Source organism: Brevundimonas sp. (assembly GCF_047617075.1).
In the GTDB taxonomy this organism is placed as follows: Bacteria; Pseudomonadota; Alphaproteobacteria; order Caulobacterales; family Caulobacteraceae; genus Brevundimonas.
This window is the reverse complement of record NZ_JBLGCI010000005.1, coordinates 189,835-205,391: the sequence shown is the minus strand read 5'-3', so window position 1 is coordinate 205,391 and position 15,557 is coordinate 189,835. Positions and strand designations below refer to the sequence as shown.

Annotated in this window: 17 protein-coding genes; 7 read left to right on the top strand and 10 right to left on the bottom strand. The window is 69.0% G+C overall.

Features of this window, described 5'->3' with window-relative positions:
* Nucleotides 1-19: 19 nt before the first annotated feature.
* Nucleotides 20-238, top strand: a complete 219-nt coding sequence (locus ACI8U3_RS07580) for a hypothetical protein (RefSeq protein ID WP_415014257.1) — start codon at nt 20-22, stop codon at nt 236-238.
* Nucleotides 239-295: 57 nt separating this feature from the next.
* Nucleotides 296-799, top strand: coding sequence for a pyridoxamine 5'-phosphate oxidase family protein (locus ACI8U3_RS07575; RefSeq protein WP_415014256.1), 504 nt, complete (start codon nt 296-298; stop codon nt 797-799).
* 6 nt (nt 800-805) lie between these two features.
* Here ACI8U3_RS07575 and ACI8U3_RS07570 read toward each other — a convergent pair whose 3' ends face one another.
* Nucleotides 806-1,981 (bottom strand): FAD-dependent oxidoreductase, encoded by a 1,176-nt coding sequence (locus ACI8U3_RS07570; protein WP_415014255.1) that lies wholly within the window; start codon nt 1,979-1,981, stop codon nt 806-808.
* A 2-nt stretch (nt 1,982-1,983) separates the two neighbouring features.
* Nucleotides 1,984-2,631 (bottom strand): DUF4893 domain-containing protein, encoded by a 648-nt coding sequence (locus tag ACI8U3_RS07565; protein WP_415014254.1) that lies wholly within the window; start codon nt 2,629-2,631, stop codon nt 1,984-1,986.
* A 131-nt stretch (nt 2,632-2,762) separates the two neighbouring features.
* Between ACI8U3_RS07565 and ACI8U3_RS07560 the strand changes: the two genes are divergently transcribed.
* A complete protein-coding gene (locus tag ACI8U3_RS07560) occupies nt 2,763-3,362 on the top strand; it encodes a glutathione S-transferase N-terminal domain-containing protein (RefSeq protein WP_415014253.1) in 600 nt (199 codons plus the stop codon).
* Here ACI8U3_RS07560 and ACI8U3_RS07555 read toward each other — a convergent pair.
* Nucleotides 3,359-4,135 carry a sulfite exporter TauE/SafE family protein gene (locus ACI8U3_RS07555; protein WP_415014252.1) on the bottom strand — a complete coding sequence of 259 codons (777 nt, stop codon included), beginning with the start codon at nt 4,133-4,135 and terminating at the stop codon, nt 3,359-3,361. The genes ACI8U3_RS07560 and ACI8U3_RS07555 overlap by 4 nt on opposite strands.
* A gap of 204 nt (nt 4,136-4,339) precedes the next feature.
* Between ACI8U3_RS07555 and prfA the strand changes: the two genes are divergently transcribed.
* On the top strand, nt 4,340-5,407 hold the full coding sequence (gene prfA, locus ACI8U3_RS07550) for a peptide chain release factor 1 (RefSeq protein WP_415014251.1): 1,068 nt from the start codon (nt 4,340-4,342) through the stop codon (nt 5,405-5,407).
* Here the strand turns inward: prfA and ACI8U3_RS07545 are convergent.
* Nucleotides 5,404-6,666, bottom strand: coding sequence for a YihY/virulence factor BrkB family protein (locus tag ACI8U3_RS07545; RefSeq protein ID WP_415014250.1), 1,263 nt, complete (start codon nt 6,664-6,666; stop codon nt 5,404-5,406). The two genes, prfA and ACI8U3_RS07545, sit on opposite strands and share 4 nt — an antisense overlap.
* A gap of 71 nt (nt 6,667-6,737) precedes the next feature.
* Between ACI8U3_RS07545 and prmC the strand changes: the two genes are divergently transcribed.
* The 3 genes from prmC to ACI8U3_RS07530 all read left to right on the top strand — a co-directional run bounded on the left by prmC (nt 6,738) and on the right by ACI8U3_RS07530 (nt 9,964).
* A complete protein-coding gene (gene prmC, locus ACI8U3_RS07540) occupies nt 6,738-7,619 on the top strand; it encodes a peptide chain release factor N(5)-glutamine methyltransferase (protein ID WP_415014249.1) in 882 nt (293 codons plus the stop codon).
* A gap of 291 nt (nt 7,620-7,910) precedes the next feature.
* Nucleotides 7,911-8,783 (top strand): DUF4167 domain-containing protein, encoded by an 873-nt coding sequence (locus ACI8U3_RS07535; RefSeq protein ID WP_415014248.1) that lies wholly within the window; start codon nt 7,911-7,913, stop codon nt 8,781-8,783.
* 68 nt (nt 8,784-8,851) lie between these two features.
* Entirely contained in the window at nt 8,852-9,964 is a 1,113-nt protein-coding gene (locus tag ACI8U3_RS07530) for a hypothetical protein (protein ID WP_415014247.1), read from the top strand.
* A 4-nt stretch (nt 9,965-9,968) separates the two neighbouring features.
* Here ACI8U3_RS07530 and ACI8U3_RS07525 read toward each other — a convergent pair whose 3' ends face one another.
* From ACI8U3_RS07525 to trpB, 6 genes are read right to left on the bottom strand one after another with little or no spacing between them, the layout of a single operon-like run.
* The gene (locus ACI8U3_RS07525) at nt 9,969-10,841 is read right to left on the bottom strand and encodes an ATP-grasp domain-containing protein (RefSeq protein WP_415014246.1); all 873 of its coding nucleotides are present in this window, start codon (nt 10,839-10,841) and stop codon (nt 9,969-9,971) included.
* 10 nt (nt 10,842-10,851) lie between these two features.
* The gene (locus tag ACI8U3_RS07520; protein ID WP_415014245.1) at nt 10,852-12,126 is read right to left on the bottom strand and encodes a bifunctional folylpolyglutamate synthase/dihydrofolate synthase; all 1,275 of its coding nucleotides are present in this window, start codon (nt 12,124-12,126) and stop codon (nt 10,852-10,854) included.
* A 9-nt stretch (nt 12,127-12,135) separates the two neighbouring features.
* Complete coding sequence (gene accD / locus ACI8U3_RS07515) at nt 12,136-13,020, bottom strand: acetyl-CoA carboxylase, carboxyltransferase subunit beta (protein ID WP_415014244.1); 885 nt, start codon at nt 13,018-13,020, stop codon at nt 12,136-12,138.
* Between the two features lie 10 nt (nt 13,021-13,030).
* Complete coding sequence (gene trpA / locus ACI8U3_RS07510) at nt 13,031-13,861, bottom strand: tryptophan synthase subunit alpha (RefSeq protein ID WP_415014243.1); 831 nt, start codon at nt 13,859-13,861, stop codon at nt 13,031-13,033.
* Entirely contained in the window at nt 13,858-14,310 is a 453-nt protein-coding gene (locus ACI8U3_RS07505; RefSeq protein ID WP_415014242.1) for a hypothetical protein, read from the bottom strand. Before ACI8U3_RS07505 ends, trpA begins: the two co-directional genes overlap by 4 nt.
* The gene (gene trpB, locus ACI8U3_RS07500; RefSeq protein WP_415014314.1) at nt 14,310-15,539 is read right to left on the bottom strand and encodes a tryptophan synthase subunit beta; all 1,230 of its coding nucleotides are present in this window, start codon (nt 15,537-15,539) and stop codon (nt 14,310-14,312) included. Before trpB ends, ACI8U3_RS07505 begins: the two co-directional genes overlap by 1 nt.
* Nucleotides 15,540-15,557: the final 18 nt, after the last annotated feature.

Below are 15,557 nucleotides of genomic sequence, written 5' to 3'. Positions count from 1 at the left end.
GGCCATCTGCTCGAACGCCATGAGCCTCACCGTCACTCTCGCCGCCCTCGCCGCCGCCATCGGCCTGACTGTGTTCAGCGGCTGGCGCGGTTCCCGTCCGCCGGACCTCATCCGGGGACCACGCATGGCGCCGTGGCGGTTCTTCATGCTGCTGGGCATTACGGTCGGCATCTTTCTTGTGGTGCACCTGGTGAATCTGGCCGGGTTCGACACCAGCGCCGCCAGACCGGGCTTCTGACGGGAACATCATCGCCCCGCATGGGTTGTCCCGGCTCCACCGCAACAGGAGCCGACCATGACCGACCATCTGGACCGCAAGGACGCCGAGGATCGCCTGTTCAAGGCCATCGAGGACACCCGCGTCGGCATGCTTGGCCCGGCGGGCGGCGAGCCCCGCCACATGCAGCCCATGACCGCCTATGTGGAACGCGAATCCAACGAGCTGTGGTTCTTCACCTATCGCGACACGGATCTGGTGCGGGATGTGAACGCCTCGGGCGGCCATTACGCCATGTTCTGCGTCATCTCCAAGGACCGCGAGGTTTACGCCTGTCTGGGCGGCGAGCTTGAGGAGCATTTTGATCGCGAGCGCATGGAGCGGTACTGGAATCCGGTGGTCGCCGCCTGGTACCCGGACGGCAAGGACGATCCCCGCCTGACCCTGCTGCGCATGCGGCTGGACGACGCCCAGATGTGGATCAGCCAGGCCGGCCCCGTCCGTTTCGCCTTCGAGATCGCCAAGGCCAATGTGACCAAGGACCAGCCCGATCTGGGCGGCCGGGCCGACATCCAGTTCTGACGGACGTCAGCGCGGGTCCAGCAACAGGCCGGACACCGTGACGGCCAGCAGGCGCGGCGCGAAGGGCATTCGCGCCGCGCGCCCCAGCAGGTGGTCGCGCACCCACGGCAGCAGCCGTCCGTCGGCCTGATAAAAAGGGGTGAAGCCCCAACTGAGCGCCTGATAGAGACGCACATGCCAGCGCCGTGCGGCGGCATAGGCAGGCAGGGCGACGGTCATGTCGTCGGTCGCCGCCAGCGCCCGAGCCAGAGCGTAGGCGTCCAGCAGGCCCATGTTCACGCCCTGGCCCAGTTGCGGGCTGGTGGAGTGGGCCGCATCGCCGATCACCGCCAACCGGTCGCCGAAGGGACGCTTCAGGGTGCGGTGGGCGTAGCGCGCCAATGTCAGGTCATCCGGCTCTGTGATGGGGGCCAGAAGGGGCGCCGTCTCGGGCCAGAAGCCCCGCACCCTGTCCTTCCACGCCTCGAGCCCCGCCGCGCGCCATGCCTCATGGTCGCCGCCCTTGAGGCTCCAGAACACGGTGGCGAGACGCTGGTCCGATCCGGGCCGCCGCCCGCTGGGCAAAACCCCGATCATGGTGTCCGCCCGCCGATAGACTTGCTCCAGCGCGCCCTCATCGAACCCGGCCCCATCCGCCCATGGCACGGTGGTCCACAGCGCCCCGAAGCTCAGCGGCCGGCGCGGGCCTTCCAGCGCTTCTGCTATAGGCGACCGGGCGCCGGCGGCGTCGATGACCAGATCGAACCGGGGCGTCGTCCGCCCCCTGGCGTCGGTGAGGCGGCCGTCATCTGCGCCGACCGCATCAAACCCGGTCTCGAACCCGACTCCTGCGGCCAGACAGGCCCGATAAAGCACCTCGAACAGCGCCGCCCGGTGCACCCCCAGAGCCGCCCGGGACCGTTTCAGATCGGCGTATCGCACATCCAGAACGGTGCGGTAGGTCGGCGCCGCGCGACCGAACAGACGCGTCACCGGCTGGCCGAGCGCTTCGACCTCGCCAGTCAGGCCCAGTTGATCCAGAACATGCAGGCCGGTGGGTTGAAGCAAAAACCCCGCCCCCACCGGTCTGGGCGCGTCGAACCGCTCATGGACCACCACCCGCCGTCCCTGACGGGCCAGCATCAGGGCGACGGCCAGACCAGAGGGCCCCGCGCCGACGACGGCGATGTCGTGCGGCTTCACGGTCAGGCCGGAACGATATCCAGCAGGTCCAGATTGGATTCGTACTGCGGCCACGGAATCACCAGCCGCCAACGCTGGTTCTCGATGCGCTCCAGCACCGCCACCATGTCCCGCTCGGGCCGCTGGCCATAAGAGTTGGCGGGCGGCTCGCTGGCCAGGGCCATGGAGCCCAGGAACACCATGCGCCGGTCGCTTTCCGGGAACAGCAGGCCCGCCGGGCGCTGCGAGCCGGTCAGCTTGATGAATTTCAGCCCGTTCGGCGTCTCTTCCACCCGGCAGGCGAACCAGCCGTAGACCACATAGCCCAGGCCCTCCTCGCCCCCCTGCGACCCCAGCTTGACCGTGCGGCAGCGATAGTCGCCCACCGGCGGGGTCACGTCGCTCAGGCCCGCGCCCGGGTCGATCAGCCGCCCCGTGGAGGCCAGGTCGCCCGAGCCTTCCTGACGCCGCGCCTGTTCCAGAGCCAGATCCCACGCATGCTCCAGCCGGTTCAGGCGATCGCGGTCATGGCTGGTGATGGCGCCGCGCCAGTCCGGCAGAATGCGTCCGCCCCCGCCCGACGCGTCCGGCAGGGGCGGCGGCGGGGGAAGCGCCGGCGTACAGGCGCCCAGGACCAGAAGGGATGCGAGAATAACGGCGGAGATGCGCATGGATGAGGTCCATTGCTTGAAGCTTCACCATCCTTAAGACCCGCCCGTAGCGGCTTTCGTCAACCCCGGGCCACGCTGTTCCAATGCCCCCGCAGCCGCTATGCATGGCCCATATGAGCCGGAATCCCACCATGAAACTCTACATCACCCCGCCCTCCCCTTTCGCCCGCAAGTGCCGCATCGTGGCCCGGGAAGCGGGCCTTTCGGACCATATTGAGGAGATCGTCGCCGACCCCTACGCCAGTGCGCCCGAACTCCTTGCGGCCAACCCCCTGGTCCAGGTTCCGGTCCTCATCGCCGACGACGGCGAGCCCATCACCGACAGCCCTGTGATCTGCGAATATCTGGATGCGTTGGGCGGCGGCCTGCGGCTGCTTCCCGCCGAAGGACCGGAGCGCTGGCGGGTCAAGCGGCTGGAGACCCTGGCGAACGGCGTGCTGGAAATGGGCGTCAAGCTGGTGCTGGAAAAGCGCCGGCCGGAGCCTGAGCGCTCGCCCTCGTGGATTGAGCGCTGGACCCGCAACATGGGCCTGGGACTGGACGCGCTGGAGGCCGCGGCGCCCCGGGCCGACCCGCTGGACATGGGCGTGATCACCACAGGTGTGGCGGTGACCTGGATCGGCTTCCGCCATCCGGATTTCGACTGGAAGACGGGACGCCCGAATCTGGTCGCCCTGCAAGAGGCGCTGGAAGCGCGCGACAGCTTCCGCCAGACCCGCCCCGTCCCTTAAGGCGCAATACCGGCCAACTGCAGGCCCTGATAGAGCGCCAGGGCGATGATCAGGCCGCCGACCAGAAAGGTCAGGGTCCGCGCGGGCACGATCTTGGTGATCCAGCCGGCGAAAGGCGCAGCCATCAGGCCGCCGACCACCAGGCCGCCCACCGCCCAGGCGTGGTCCTGAAGCGCGCCTCCGGCCCAGCGCCCGGTGAGCAGGGCGGCCAGAAAAGCCACCGAAATGGCCGTGGTGACGAACAACTCCGCCGTGTTGACCGTGCCGATGGCGCGCCTGGGCTCCGCGCCCGCGCCCACCAGGGTGGAGGTCACCACCGGCCCCCAGCCGCCCCCGCCGATGGCGTCCAGAAAGCCGCCGACAACGCCCAGCGGGCTGCTGTAGCGTTCATTGAAGCCCTTGGGCCGGCGGGCGCCGAAAGCGCGATACAACACCCACACGCCGATCAGCAGCAGATAGCTGAGGATGAACGGCTTGATGATGTCGCCATCAACGCCGGTGAGGACGTAGGCGCCGACGATCCCGCCCACGACCCCGCCCGCGGTCAGCGGCCAGAACAGCGACCATTGAACGTTGCGGTGATAAAGATGCGACCCGCCCGAGGCCGCGCCGGTGAAGATCTTGGCCACATGGACACTGGCCGAGGCCGTGGCCGGGGGCACCCCGAAGGCCAGCAGAACGGTGTTGGCGATGACGCCGTAGGCCATGCCCAGGGCGCCGTCCACGGCCTGGGCCAGCACGCCTACGAGCAGGAAGATGAAGAAGGTCTCCAAGCGCGCAGCCCCGGGGCCCTGCCGACCGTTTCGGCGCCCCATGTTCAACGCCGCATATAGGGTTTGCGCCCGCTCGCCTTCTGATTTTTTCTTGATCCGCCTGGCCGACAATCTGTCAGCGGTTGATCCGTCCGCGCGCATCGACATGCGCCCCCGCCCCGGCGTAAACAGCGCCCCTGCCCTTCCCCGACGGAGACGTGATCCTTGCGACTGCCCCAGGCCCGCCTCGACCAGGTGCTCGACCGTTTCCACGAAGTGGAGGCGCGCATGGGCGCGGCCGCGGACGGTGCGGAGATCGTGCGCCTGTCCAAGGAGCACGCCGAGATCAAGCCGGTGGCCGATGCGGTCCAGACCCTTTCGAAAGCGCGTCAGGAACTGGCCGATCTGGAGATCATGGCCCGCGACCCCGAGATGGCGGCCATGGCCGGCGAAGAGCTGGAGACGCTGAAGGAACAGTTGCCCGAGCTGGAGCGGCAGGTGGCCCTGCTGCTGGCCCCGCGCGACGCCGACGAGAACGCCAGTGCGGTGCTGGAAGTGCGCGCGGGAACCGGCGGCGACGAGGCCGCCCTGTTCGCGGGCGACCTGTTCCGCATGTATTCGCGCTACGCCCAGGGTCGCGGCTGGCGCGTCGAGGTGGATTCCGCATCCGAGGGCGAGGCCGGCGGCTACAAGGAGATCGTCGCCACCATCTCGGGCGACGGGGTGTTCGGGCGGCTGAAGTTCGAATCCGGGGTGCACCGTGTTCAGCGGGTGCCGACCACCGAAGCCGGCGGACGCATCCACACCTCGGCCGCCACCGTCGCCGTCCTGCCCGAGGTGGAGGACGTGGAGATCGAGATCCACGACAAGGACATCCGCATCGACACCTACCGGGCCTCAGGCTCGGGCGGGCAGCACGTCAATAAAACCGACTCAGCGGTGCGCATCACCCACCTGCCCACCGGCATTGTGGTGACCTCGTCGGAAAAGTCCCAGCACGTGAACCGGGACAAGGCCATGAAGAACCTGCGTGTGCGGCTCTACGACATGCAGCGTCAGGCCAAGGACGCGGCGCGGTCGGACGCTCGCAAGTCGCAGGTGGGCTCGGGCGACCGCTCCGAGCGCATCCGCACCTACAACTTCCCGCAAGGGCGCGTGACCGACCACCGCATCGGGCTGACCCTGCACAGCCTGCCGCAGATTCTGGAGGGCGACATCGATCCGGTGCTGGACGCCCTGATCGCCGAGGATCAGGCCGCACGGCTGGCCGACCTGGAGGCGGAGCTGGGTTAATCGCCCCTGTTGCGCCCCCGGCGCATGAGGCGGTCAGACAGGCTCTCGGCATGCTTGAGGGTAAAGGCCAGGGCCGCCGGATTGCCGCGCCGCGCGCCCACAGAGTCCGCCATCACCGCGCCCCGCTCGCCCAGCGGCGCCGGGGCGCCGGTGGTGGTGTCCAGCGCGGTCTGGTGTTCGATCTCGGCGTTCAGCTCGGCGCCCATGAGAACGATCTGAACCGTGACCCAGGTCCACAGCAGGAAGGCCATCATGGCCGCCAGCGGGCCATAGGTGTCGGTGCGCACGAAATTGCTCAGGAACCAGCTGAACACGAACGAGGTCACGACGCTGAGGGTCGCCGCCGTCAGGGCGCCGGGCGTCAGCCAGCGCCAGCGGGCCCGCGCCCGACACGGCCCCATGCGGTAGATCAGGGTCAGGGCGGTGACATAGCCGACGAACATCACCGGCCACCGCAACGGCGCCAGATGGGCCCACTCATCCCGCAGGCCGAACAGATCGAGGATGATCGGCACCCCGATCACCATGGCGGCGGTTATCAGCACGAAAACCAGAGCCGACACCGTGAAGGCCATGCAGACCAGATTGTAGCGGACGAAATTGCGCTTCTCGACCTCGCTGTAGGCCACGTTCAGCCCGTAAAACAGATGCTTGACCCCGTTGTTGGCGGTCCACAGCGACAGGGCCAGGGTCCAGATCAGGGTGAAGGTCAACTGGCCCGCAGAGTTCTCGGCCAGGCGCTGCATCTGGGCGCCGATGAACTCGGCGATGTTGGCGGGCAGCACCGAATACAGAAACTGCAGCCGCCCCCAGGCGTCGCTGGGATCGGCGAACAGGCCGTAGATGGTCACGAACGCCGCCAGCATGGGAAACAGCGACAGCACCATGAAAAAGGTCACCCCGCCCGCCACGAAGCCGACCCGGTCGCCCAGATAGGCGGCGCCGGTGCGCCACAGGATGTCGCTCCAGCCCCTGTGGGGGATTCGCGTGGGCCGGTCCGCCACACGCCCCCGGCCTGGCTCCTTCGCGTCATAATCAGCCGGCTGGGGATCGGGCTCAGGCTCGTATGGTCGCGTGCCCGGCTCCACGCCAAGATCGCGCACCAGCTTGTTGCCCCGCGTGTGCAGCAGGTGCGCGCCGGCCGCGCCCGCCGCCAGACCCCCAGCCCCCGCCGCGATCCAGCGCCACAGCCCTGCCTTCCCGCCGGAGCGGGACAAGGCGGACAGCAGAGGGTTATCGAGACGGGGAAGGCGCGCCATGAGCGGGGAACGGTCAAGCCTGATCGCCGTTCCCGCTTGCCCCGTCACGCGTGCGAGGCCATCTAGCGCCCATGACCGACGCCCCCACCTTGCTGACCGCCTGGAAAGACGCGCAGGCCCGCCTGAAGGCCGCGCGGATCGACAGCCCGTCCATCGACGCCCGCCTGCTGCTGGAGGCGGCTGCTGACGTGTCGCGCACCGACATCCTCACTGATCCCTATCGCCATCTGGGCCCGGAGGCGCTGGCGCGGATGGAGGACTATGTGGAGCGGCGTCTGAAGCGCGAGCCGGTTTCCCGCATCCTGGGCCGCAAGGGATTCTGGAAGATCATGCTGTCGGTCACCCCCGACGTGCTGTCGCCGCGCCCGGACACCGAAGCGGTGCTGGACGTCTGCCTGAAAGCGTTTCCCGAGGGCCGGTCCTTCGAGATGGCCGATCTGGGCGTCGGCTCCGGCGCAATCCTGCTTGCCGTGCTGGCGGAGCGCCCGGCCGCGAGGGGTCTCGGCACCGAGGTGTCCGAAGAGGCCCTGGCGGTGGCCCGCGAGAACGCGGCCAATCTGGATCTGAACAATCGCGCTGTCTTCCTGCGCACGGACTGGACCGCAGGGCTTTCGGACGGCGCCTTTGATCTGGTGGTGTCCAATCCGCCCTATATCCCCAGCAAGGACATCGAGACATTGGACCCGGAGGTGCGCGACCACGACCCCCGTCTGGCGCTGGACGGCGGCGAGGACGGGCTGGACGCCTATCGTCTGCTGGCCCCCGAAATCCGGCGTATTCTGAAACCGGGCGGGATTTTCGCTGTGGAGATCGGCTGGGATCAGGCGGGGGCCGTGAAGGCCTTGTTCGAGACCGCCGGGTTCGAGGACGTAAAGGTGGTCAAGGACCTGGCCGGGCGTGACCGCGTCATCACCAACGGGCCCGATCCGCACGAAGGCACGGCGCTGAACTGATCGCTTTTGCGCGAATGCCTCTTGGAAAGCGGCGCGACGCGCGCTAAGTCTCGATCTGTCTCCCACCCATCAGAACCTTTTCGGGTCCGCCCGACGGTTGACGACTGGAGTTCGTGACGGCTCACGGGGTTCCGTGCGTTGTGGCGCAAAGGGCGGCGAACGGTTTTCCGAGCATCGGACGCCGGGGATCGGCCCCGGCCGGCAGGATCAGACCCATTTTCGGCGACGTCTCACCGCTTCAGTCGGCGACCCGCCCCAAGCACGGTAGCGTCTATGAGAGATTTCAAGGGCATGAAGCGCCAACGCGGGCGCAACAGGAAGCCCGGCGGCAATCAGAACAACAACAGCGCCAATCCGAACCGTTCCTGGGACTCCCAAGGGCCCGAGAACATCAAGGTTCGGGGCAACGCCCAGACCGTCTATGAGCGCTATCAGCAGCTGGCGCGGGACGCGACGTCGGCGGGCGACCGGGTTCTGGCCGAGAACTATCTGCAGCACGCAGAGCACTATTTCCGCGTCCTGCGCGCCCTTCAGCCGCAGCGCTCGTTTCAGGAAATCGCCCAGCGCGAGCAGATCGGCCAGGGCTTCGACATCGATTTCGAGGACGAGTCCGGCGCCCAGGCCGCCGCTTTCCTCGCGGCCCAGCAGGCGGCCGACCGTCAGGCCCAGCAAGGCCAGGGCGGTCACAATCAGGGCGCCCAGAATCAGGGCGGTCAGAACCAGGGCGGCCAGGCCGCATCCGACGTCGAGAGCCGTGACGGAGACAACCGTGACGGAGACGGCAACCGTCGCGAAAGCCGCCGCGAACGCTGGGAGCGCCGCCGCGACGGCCGCCGGGGTCAGTATGAGCGCGACGACGCCGAAGGCGCCGCAGCGCCGTCCTCCGAAGCGGCTGACGAAAGCGCCGCTCCGGACCGGGACAAGCCAGCGCCTACGGGCGATTCCGGCGATCAGGACCGGCCGCGGCGCGCCCGACGGCCTCGCAGCGGCGGCGACGAGGTTCCGAGCGAAGTGGAATCCGCCCTTCCCGGCTTCCTGACCCGTTCCACGCCTCAACCCGCCGGCAGCGAAACCGCCGAGGCTGATGCGGAAGAGAAGCCGGCGCCCCGCCGCCGGGCGCCGCGACGCAAGGCGGCGGATGCGCCCGTGGGCGAAGACCTGTAAAGCAACCGCAGCAAGATATTCACCGGTACGCAACCTATACGTGCTCTCATTGGGCGCGGGAGGTACGCATGTCCGGCAATTGTTCTGTGCTGAATGGGTCAACGCTCGCGCCTGATGAGACGGCGGGCGGCAAACAAGACGCGCTTCTGAAAGGGCTTTCCCGCGAGATCGCCCTGGCTGCCGCCGGGGTGGCCGGCCTGGTCCAGGCCCTCGACGACGAGCGCGTCTGCGAGCCTCTCGGATCGCGGCAGGAACGCGCGGTACGCGGCCTGCGTCACGCGGGCCGGCGCCTTCTGGCCCTGGCGGAGGATTTGACCGACACCACCGCGCAAGAGCGCTCGCCTCTCGCCAGCCCGGCGCGCGTGGATCCCGTCCTGGCGCTTCATGGAGCCCGTGAACGGCTCGCCGAACGCCTGCATGACACGCGCGTGCGCGTGGTCGGACCGGGCTCCGCCCCGGGCCTGGGCGCTCTGGTTCCGCCCGACGGGCTCGACGACCTGCTCGACGGCGTCCTCTCAGCGACATCATCCATGTTGGGCGATGACGGGGTGGTCGTTATGGAGGTCCGCAAAGCGGACCAGGTGCAGATCAGGGTGCGCATGGTCAGCGCGACCTTGACCGAGGAGGCCCTGCACGACGCCATGAGCCCGGGCGGCGAACTCGGCCTGGCGCGGCGACGCGCCCGGCGCATGGGTGGAGACCTGACCTTGCGCGCCGACGGCCGCCTGTGCCCCGGACTGATCCTTCATTTGCCGGCGACGTACGGTCCGGGGGGTGAAGCGGTTGTTCTGCCGGCCTTCGAGCCTGTGAGCGGCAGCGCCCTGCTCATAGGATTTGGTCCCGCAGATCGCGCCCTGATGCGTCTGATCGCCGACGCCGTCGGCCTGAGCGCGCTGTACATGGCTCAGGATGAAGTGGACGGCTTGCGAATGACAAACGAGCTGGACCCCGATGTGGTGATCGTCGACCTGTCGAAGCCCCGCATCGACGCCGAAACCTTCGCGCGAAGTCTCGATCGGGAGGATCATGGTCGCCGGGCGAAACGCCTGGCCGTCGCGTCATCCGCGCCCAGCTCGGCCGAGCGGCGCAGCCTGCGCCGTTGGGGGTATCGCCATGTTCTGGCCCATCCCCTGGACCTCGAGGACGTGGCGCACGCTCTCAAAAGCGCGGTCTGCGCCTGAACTGTCAGCGGGCGAGCCGACCCAGAACCGCCCGTGCGAAGCCCGCGCCGTGTTCGGGATCGAAACCCAGGTAGAAGTCGGGTTCGATCAACTCGGCCTCGATCAGCACGGGCGATCCCTCCGGCCCGGGAACCAGATCGATGCGGGCGTACAACAGATCCTCGCCGATGATGGCCAGCACCTGCTGCGCCACCGCCATCGCCTCGTCCGGCGGCGTGATGGCCGTGACATGGCCGCCGAAATCCGGCTGGCTGCGGAAATCCCCCACGGCCGGCACCTTGCGGATGGCGTGGCTGAAGCGGCCGCCGAAGAACAGCAGCGACAGTTCGCCCTCGGTCTCCAGCCCCTTCAGATAGGGCTGGATCATCGCCGTCCCCTGGGGCGCCTCGGTCAGGCTCTCGCCCCGGCGCAGGCGGGTGGTGCGGTAGGCCCCGCCCGACACCGCCGGCTTCACGATCAGGGCCTCGGCGTCAAAGTCCGCGAAGGCGGCCTCGATGTGATCCTGGGTCACGTTCTCCGCATAGACGGTCGGCACGATGGGCGCTCCGGCCTCGGCCAGCCGCCCCAGATAGCGCTTGTCGGAATTCCAGATCAGCACATCCGCGGGATTGGCCACGGGAACCCCCGCCGCGCGCCAGGTCTCGCACGCCGCCAGCCAACGCCCGTGATCCCGGTGATAACCCCAGGCGATCAGCGGCAGAACCAGACCGAACCCGGCCAGACCCGCCGCATCCCCCTCATGGTCCGTCCACGGGGTCGGGACCGGCTCCAGCCCCGCGTCTCGCAGCGACGGCGCCAGACGGTCGAACACCGCGCGCCAGCGGCCCCCGTAGGACGGATCGTTCGGCGCGGGGGTCAGAATGGCGATGCGGTTCATGAAAGCTCCTTCAGCGCGGCCAGGTCAGTTCGTCGGCGCCCAGCACTTCGCCCGCCAGATACAGCGATCCGCAGATCACCACACGCTCCGCGCCGAAACGCAGGGCCCGCTCCAGCGCGGCGTCCAGTCCCTCGCACGGCGTCGCGCCCAGCCCGTGACCGTGGGCCACGGCCGCCAGGGCGGCGGGATCGGCCGCCGCGCCCTCGAACGGCACGGTGAACACATGGGCGCCCGTGCCCGCCAGCGCCTCGAAGAACCCACCCGCATCCTTGTTGGCCAGCATGCCGCAAATCAGCGCCAGAGGCCGGGGCGCGCGGGCCTGCATCCGCGACAGGGCGTCGCCCAGGGCGGCGGCGGCGTGGGGATTGTGGCCCCCGTCCAGCCACAGCTCGGCGTCGGCCTCCCGCGCCATTTCCGCGTATCGCCCCTCCACCAGCCGCTGCATGCGCGCCGGCCAGCGGGCCGTCTCGACGCCGCGCACGATGGCGGCCTCGGGCAGGTCCAGCTCCAGCGCCACGGCGACGGCCAGCGCCGCATTGTCGATCTGGTGCGCGCCGTACAGGGTCGGTGCGGGCAGGTCCAGCAGCCGGTCCTCGCCCTGCCAGGCCATGGCCCCCCGCTCGGGCCAGGCGTCGAAGTCGCGGCCCATGACCGTCAGGCGCGCGCCCACGCGGGCGGCCTCGGCCTCGATCACGGCCATGGCGTCTTCCGCTTGCCGCGCAATGACGGCGGGGACGCCGGGCTTGAGCACCCCCGCCTTCTCACCCGCGATAACGGCCCGGTCGGTCCCCAGAAACTCGGCGTGGTCCAGATCCACCGGCGTGATGACGCTGACCAGCGGCCGGTCGATCACATTGGTGGCGTCCAGACGCCCGCCCAGCCCCACCTCGATCAGGGCCAGATCCGCAGGCGTCTCGGCCATGGCCAAGAGCGCCGCCGCCGTGGTGGCCTCGAACACCGTCACGGGCACGCCCGCAGCCTCAACCCGGTCCAGAAGGCCGTTCAGGGCGTCGGTTTCGATCAGGTCGCCAGCCAGCCGGATGCGCTCATTGAACCGCACCAGATGGGGCGAGGTGTAGACATGCACCCTTAGCCCCGCCGCCTCGGCCATGGCCCGCAGGAAGGCCACGGTGGATCCCTTGCCGTTGGTCCCGGCCACATGCACCACGGCGGGCAGCCGGTCCTGCGGATCGCCCAGCGCCGCGCACAGGGCCCGCATGCGGTCCAGCGACAGATCGATCTTCTGGGGCAGCCGCGCCAGCAGGCGCGCGGAAATGGGGTCCATGGCGCGCTTTTACGCCGCGCGCCGCCGTCCGCCCATCAGCATCGACAGGATAGCGCCCAGTTCCTTCGGCAGGTCGGCGCGCTTGACCACCCGATCCACCATGCCCTTTTCCTGCAGGTACTCGGAGCGCTGGAAGCCGGGGGGCAGTTTCTCGCGGATGGTGGTCTCGATCACGCGCGGCCCGGCGAACCCGATCAGGGCGCCCGGCTCGGCCAGGTGAACGTCCCCCAGCATGGCGTAGGACGCCGTCACCCCGCCCGTGGTCGGGTCGGTCAGCACCACCGCATAGGGCAGTTGCGCCGCCTTCAGCTCCTGAATCGCCAGGGTGGTGCGCGCCATCTGCATCAGGCTCAGGGCGCCTTCCTGCATGCGCGCGCCGCCGGCGGCGGTGAAACAGACCATGGGGCAACCGCGCTTCACGGCCTCGCGCGCCGCGGCGATGAAGGCCTCGCCCGCCGCCATGCCCAGCGATCCGCCCATGAAGGTGAAGTCCTGCACGATGACCACGGCGGGGGTCCCGTCGATCTCGCCATAGCCGATGGCCATGGCGTCCTTTGCCCCGGACTTCTTGCGCGCGGCGTTCAGGCGCTCGCGGTATGGCTTGCCGTCCGAGAACTTCAGCGGATCCTCGGGCACATCCGGGGTGTCGATCTTCTCCCAGGCGCCGTCGTCGAAGGTGTAGCGCAGGCGCGCCTCGGCCCCGATGCGCATGTGCCGGCCCGAGGGCGTGACCCACAACGCCGTCTCCAGATCCGGGCGATACAGCATCTCGCCGGAGTCCGGATCCTTGACCCAAAGGTTATCGGGAGTGTCGCGGCGGCCCACGATCTTGCGCACGCCCGGCGCGAAACGGGACAGCCAGCCTTGGCGAGGGGGATTGGTCTTGTCGATCATGCCGGGGCCTTTAGACGGTTTCCGCCGTGCGCGCACCCCGGACCGCGTCGGACAGCGCCTTCACCTTGGCCAGAACGCGCGGCGCGGCCGGTTCGTTCGCGTCCAGCGCGGCGGCCACCTCGTCCACCAGCACCGACCCGGCCACCACCGCATCGGCCACCTTTGCGATCTCGGCGGCGCGTTCGGGGGTCTTGACCCCGAAACCCACCGCCACTGGCAGGCCCGAGGCCTTGCGCACCCGCTCCACGGCGGGGGCCACGGAGGCGGCCTGCGCCTCCTTCACCCCGGTCACCCCGGCCACCGAGACGTAATAGACAAAGCCCGACGTGCGCGAGACCACGATCTTCAGCCGCTCATCGTCCGACGTCGGCGTGGCCAGGCGGATCAAGGACAGGCCCTCGGCGTCCAGGGCGTCGGTCAGAGGGCCGGCCTCCTCGGGCGGGCAGTCCACCACGATCAGGCCGTCGATCCCGGCCGCATTGGCCGCGCGGGCGAAGGCCTCATGGCCCATGCTCTCGATAGGGTTCAGATAGCCCATCAGGATCACCGGCGTGTCCGCGTCGCCCTTGCGGAAATCGGCGGCCAGATCCAGCGTGCCCTGAAGAGTCAGCCCGGCCTTCAGGCCACGCTGCGCCGCCCGCTGAATCGGCGGTCCCTCGGCCATGGGGTCTGAGAACGGAAAGCCCAGCTCGATGATGTCGGCCCCCGCGCCCGGCAGGCCGCGCAGGATCTCCAGCGCCTGATCCCGCGTGGGATCGCCGGCCATCACATAGGCCACAAACCCGGCCCTGCCCTCGGCCTTCAAGGCCGCGAAGCGGGCGTCGATACGCGTTGTCGTCATTGCTGAGGCGTCTCACCCTCTGTCGGGGGCGGCAGGCAGTCGCCGCCGGTGTGCAGGGCGAAGCCCAGATAACCCGGCGCCGTCGCGAGCGCCTCTTCGGACAGTTCCACATCGTAGAAGGTGATCATCTCCAGGATGTCGCAGCCGCCGCTGGACCGCGCACGCTGGAACAGCACCTGGTTGGGCCGCCCGCCCGCACCGCTCCAGCCGGTCTGGCCCAGGGCGCCGATATAGACTTCGGCGATGTCTCCGATTTCGCTCAGCGGAGCCGTCATGCACTGGGCCCGCCCGGCCAGACCATACAGGCCGCCGCAGTCGGGCGCCGCGCGGGCGCCCTCCACCACCGGCAGGACCAGGCTGATGTTGTCCTGGCCGGACGACGCGTCCTGGCGGGCATGGGCGGGAAGAGCGATAAGGACCGTCATTGCGGCGGTCAGGGCGATACGCATCAAAGATTCACTCCCAGGTGCTTGGCGACGGTGAAGATGTCCTTGTCGCCGCGTCCGGACATCAAAAGCACGATATCGCCGTCCTTGCCCACCTGCTTCGCCACCTCGCCGGTCCGGGCCAGGGCGTGGGACGGCTCCAGCGCCGGAATGATGCCTTCCAGCTCCGAGCACATCTGGAACGCGTCCAGGGCCTCCTGGTCGGTGGCCGACAGATACTCCGCCCGCCCGATGTCGTTGAGCCACGCATGCTCCGGCCCGATGCCGGGATAGTCCAGACCGGCGGAGATGGAGTGTCCCTCCACGATCTGGCCGTCCTGGTCCTGCAGCAGATAGGTGCGGTTGCCGTGCAGCACGCCCGGACGCCCGCCCTTCAGACTGGCGGCGTGGTCGGGCGTGTCCAGCCCGTGGCCGGCGGCCTCGACCCCGATCAGGCGCACGCCCTCGTCGTCCACGAAGGGGTGGAAGGCGCCGATGGCGTTGGAGCCCCCGCCGATGCAGGCGACCACCGCCTCCGGCAGACGCCCGATCTGGTCCATGGACTGGGCCTTGATCTCACGACCGATCACGCTCTGGAAATCGCGCACCATGGCCGGATAGGGGTGCGGCCCCGCCGCCGTGCCGATGATGTAGTAGGTGTCCTCGACATTGGTCACCCAGTCGCGCATGGCCTCGTTCATGGCGTCTTTCAGGGTCGCGGCGCCCGCCGTCACCGGCGTGACCTCGGCCCCCATCAGCTTCATGCGGAACACGTTGGGTTGCTGCCGCTCCACGTCAACCGCGCCCATGTAGACCGTGCAGGGCAGGCCGAAGCGCGCGCAGACGGTGGCGCTGGCCACCCCATGCTGGCCCGCGCCGGTCTCGGCGATGATGCGGGTCTTGCCCATGCGCCGGGCCAGAAGAATCTGGCCCATGCAGTTGTTGATCTTGTGCGCGCCGGTGTGATTCAGGTCCTCGCGCTTCAGCCAGACCCGGGCGCCGCCGAAATGCTCGGTCAGGCGCTCGGCGAAATACAGCGGGCTGGCCCGGCCCACATAGTGGGTCAGAAACCCGTCCAGCTCCGCCTGGAACGTGGGATCGGCCTTGGCCGCCGAATAGGCCGCATCCAGCTCATGGATCAGCGGCATCAGGGTCTCAGCCACGAACTGCCCGCCGTAAGGTCCGAAGCGGCCCTTGTGGTCGGGCCACGCGTAAGCGTTCGTCAGGGGGGCGTTCGTCGGGGAAGCGTTCATCAGAGGAGCGTTCATTCA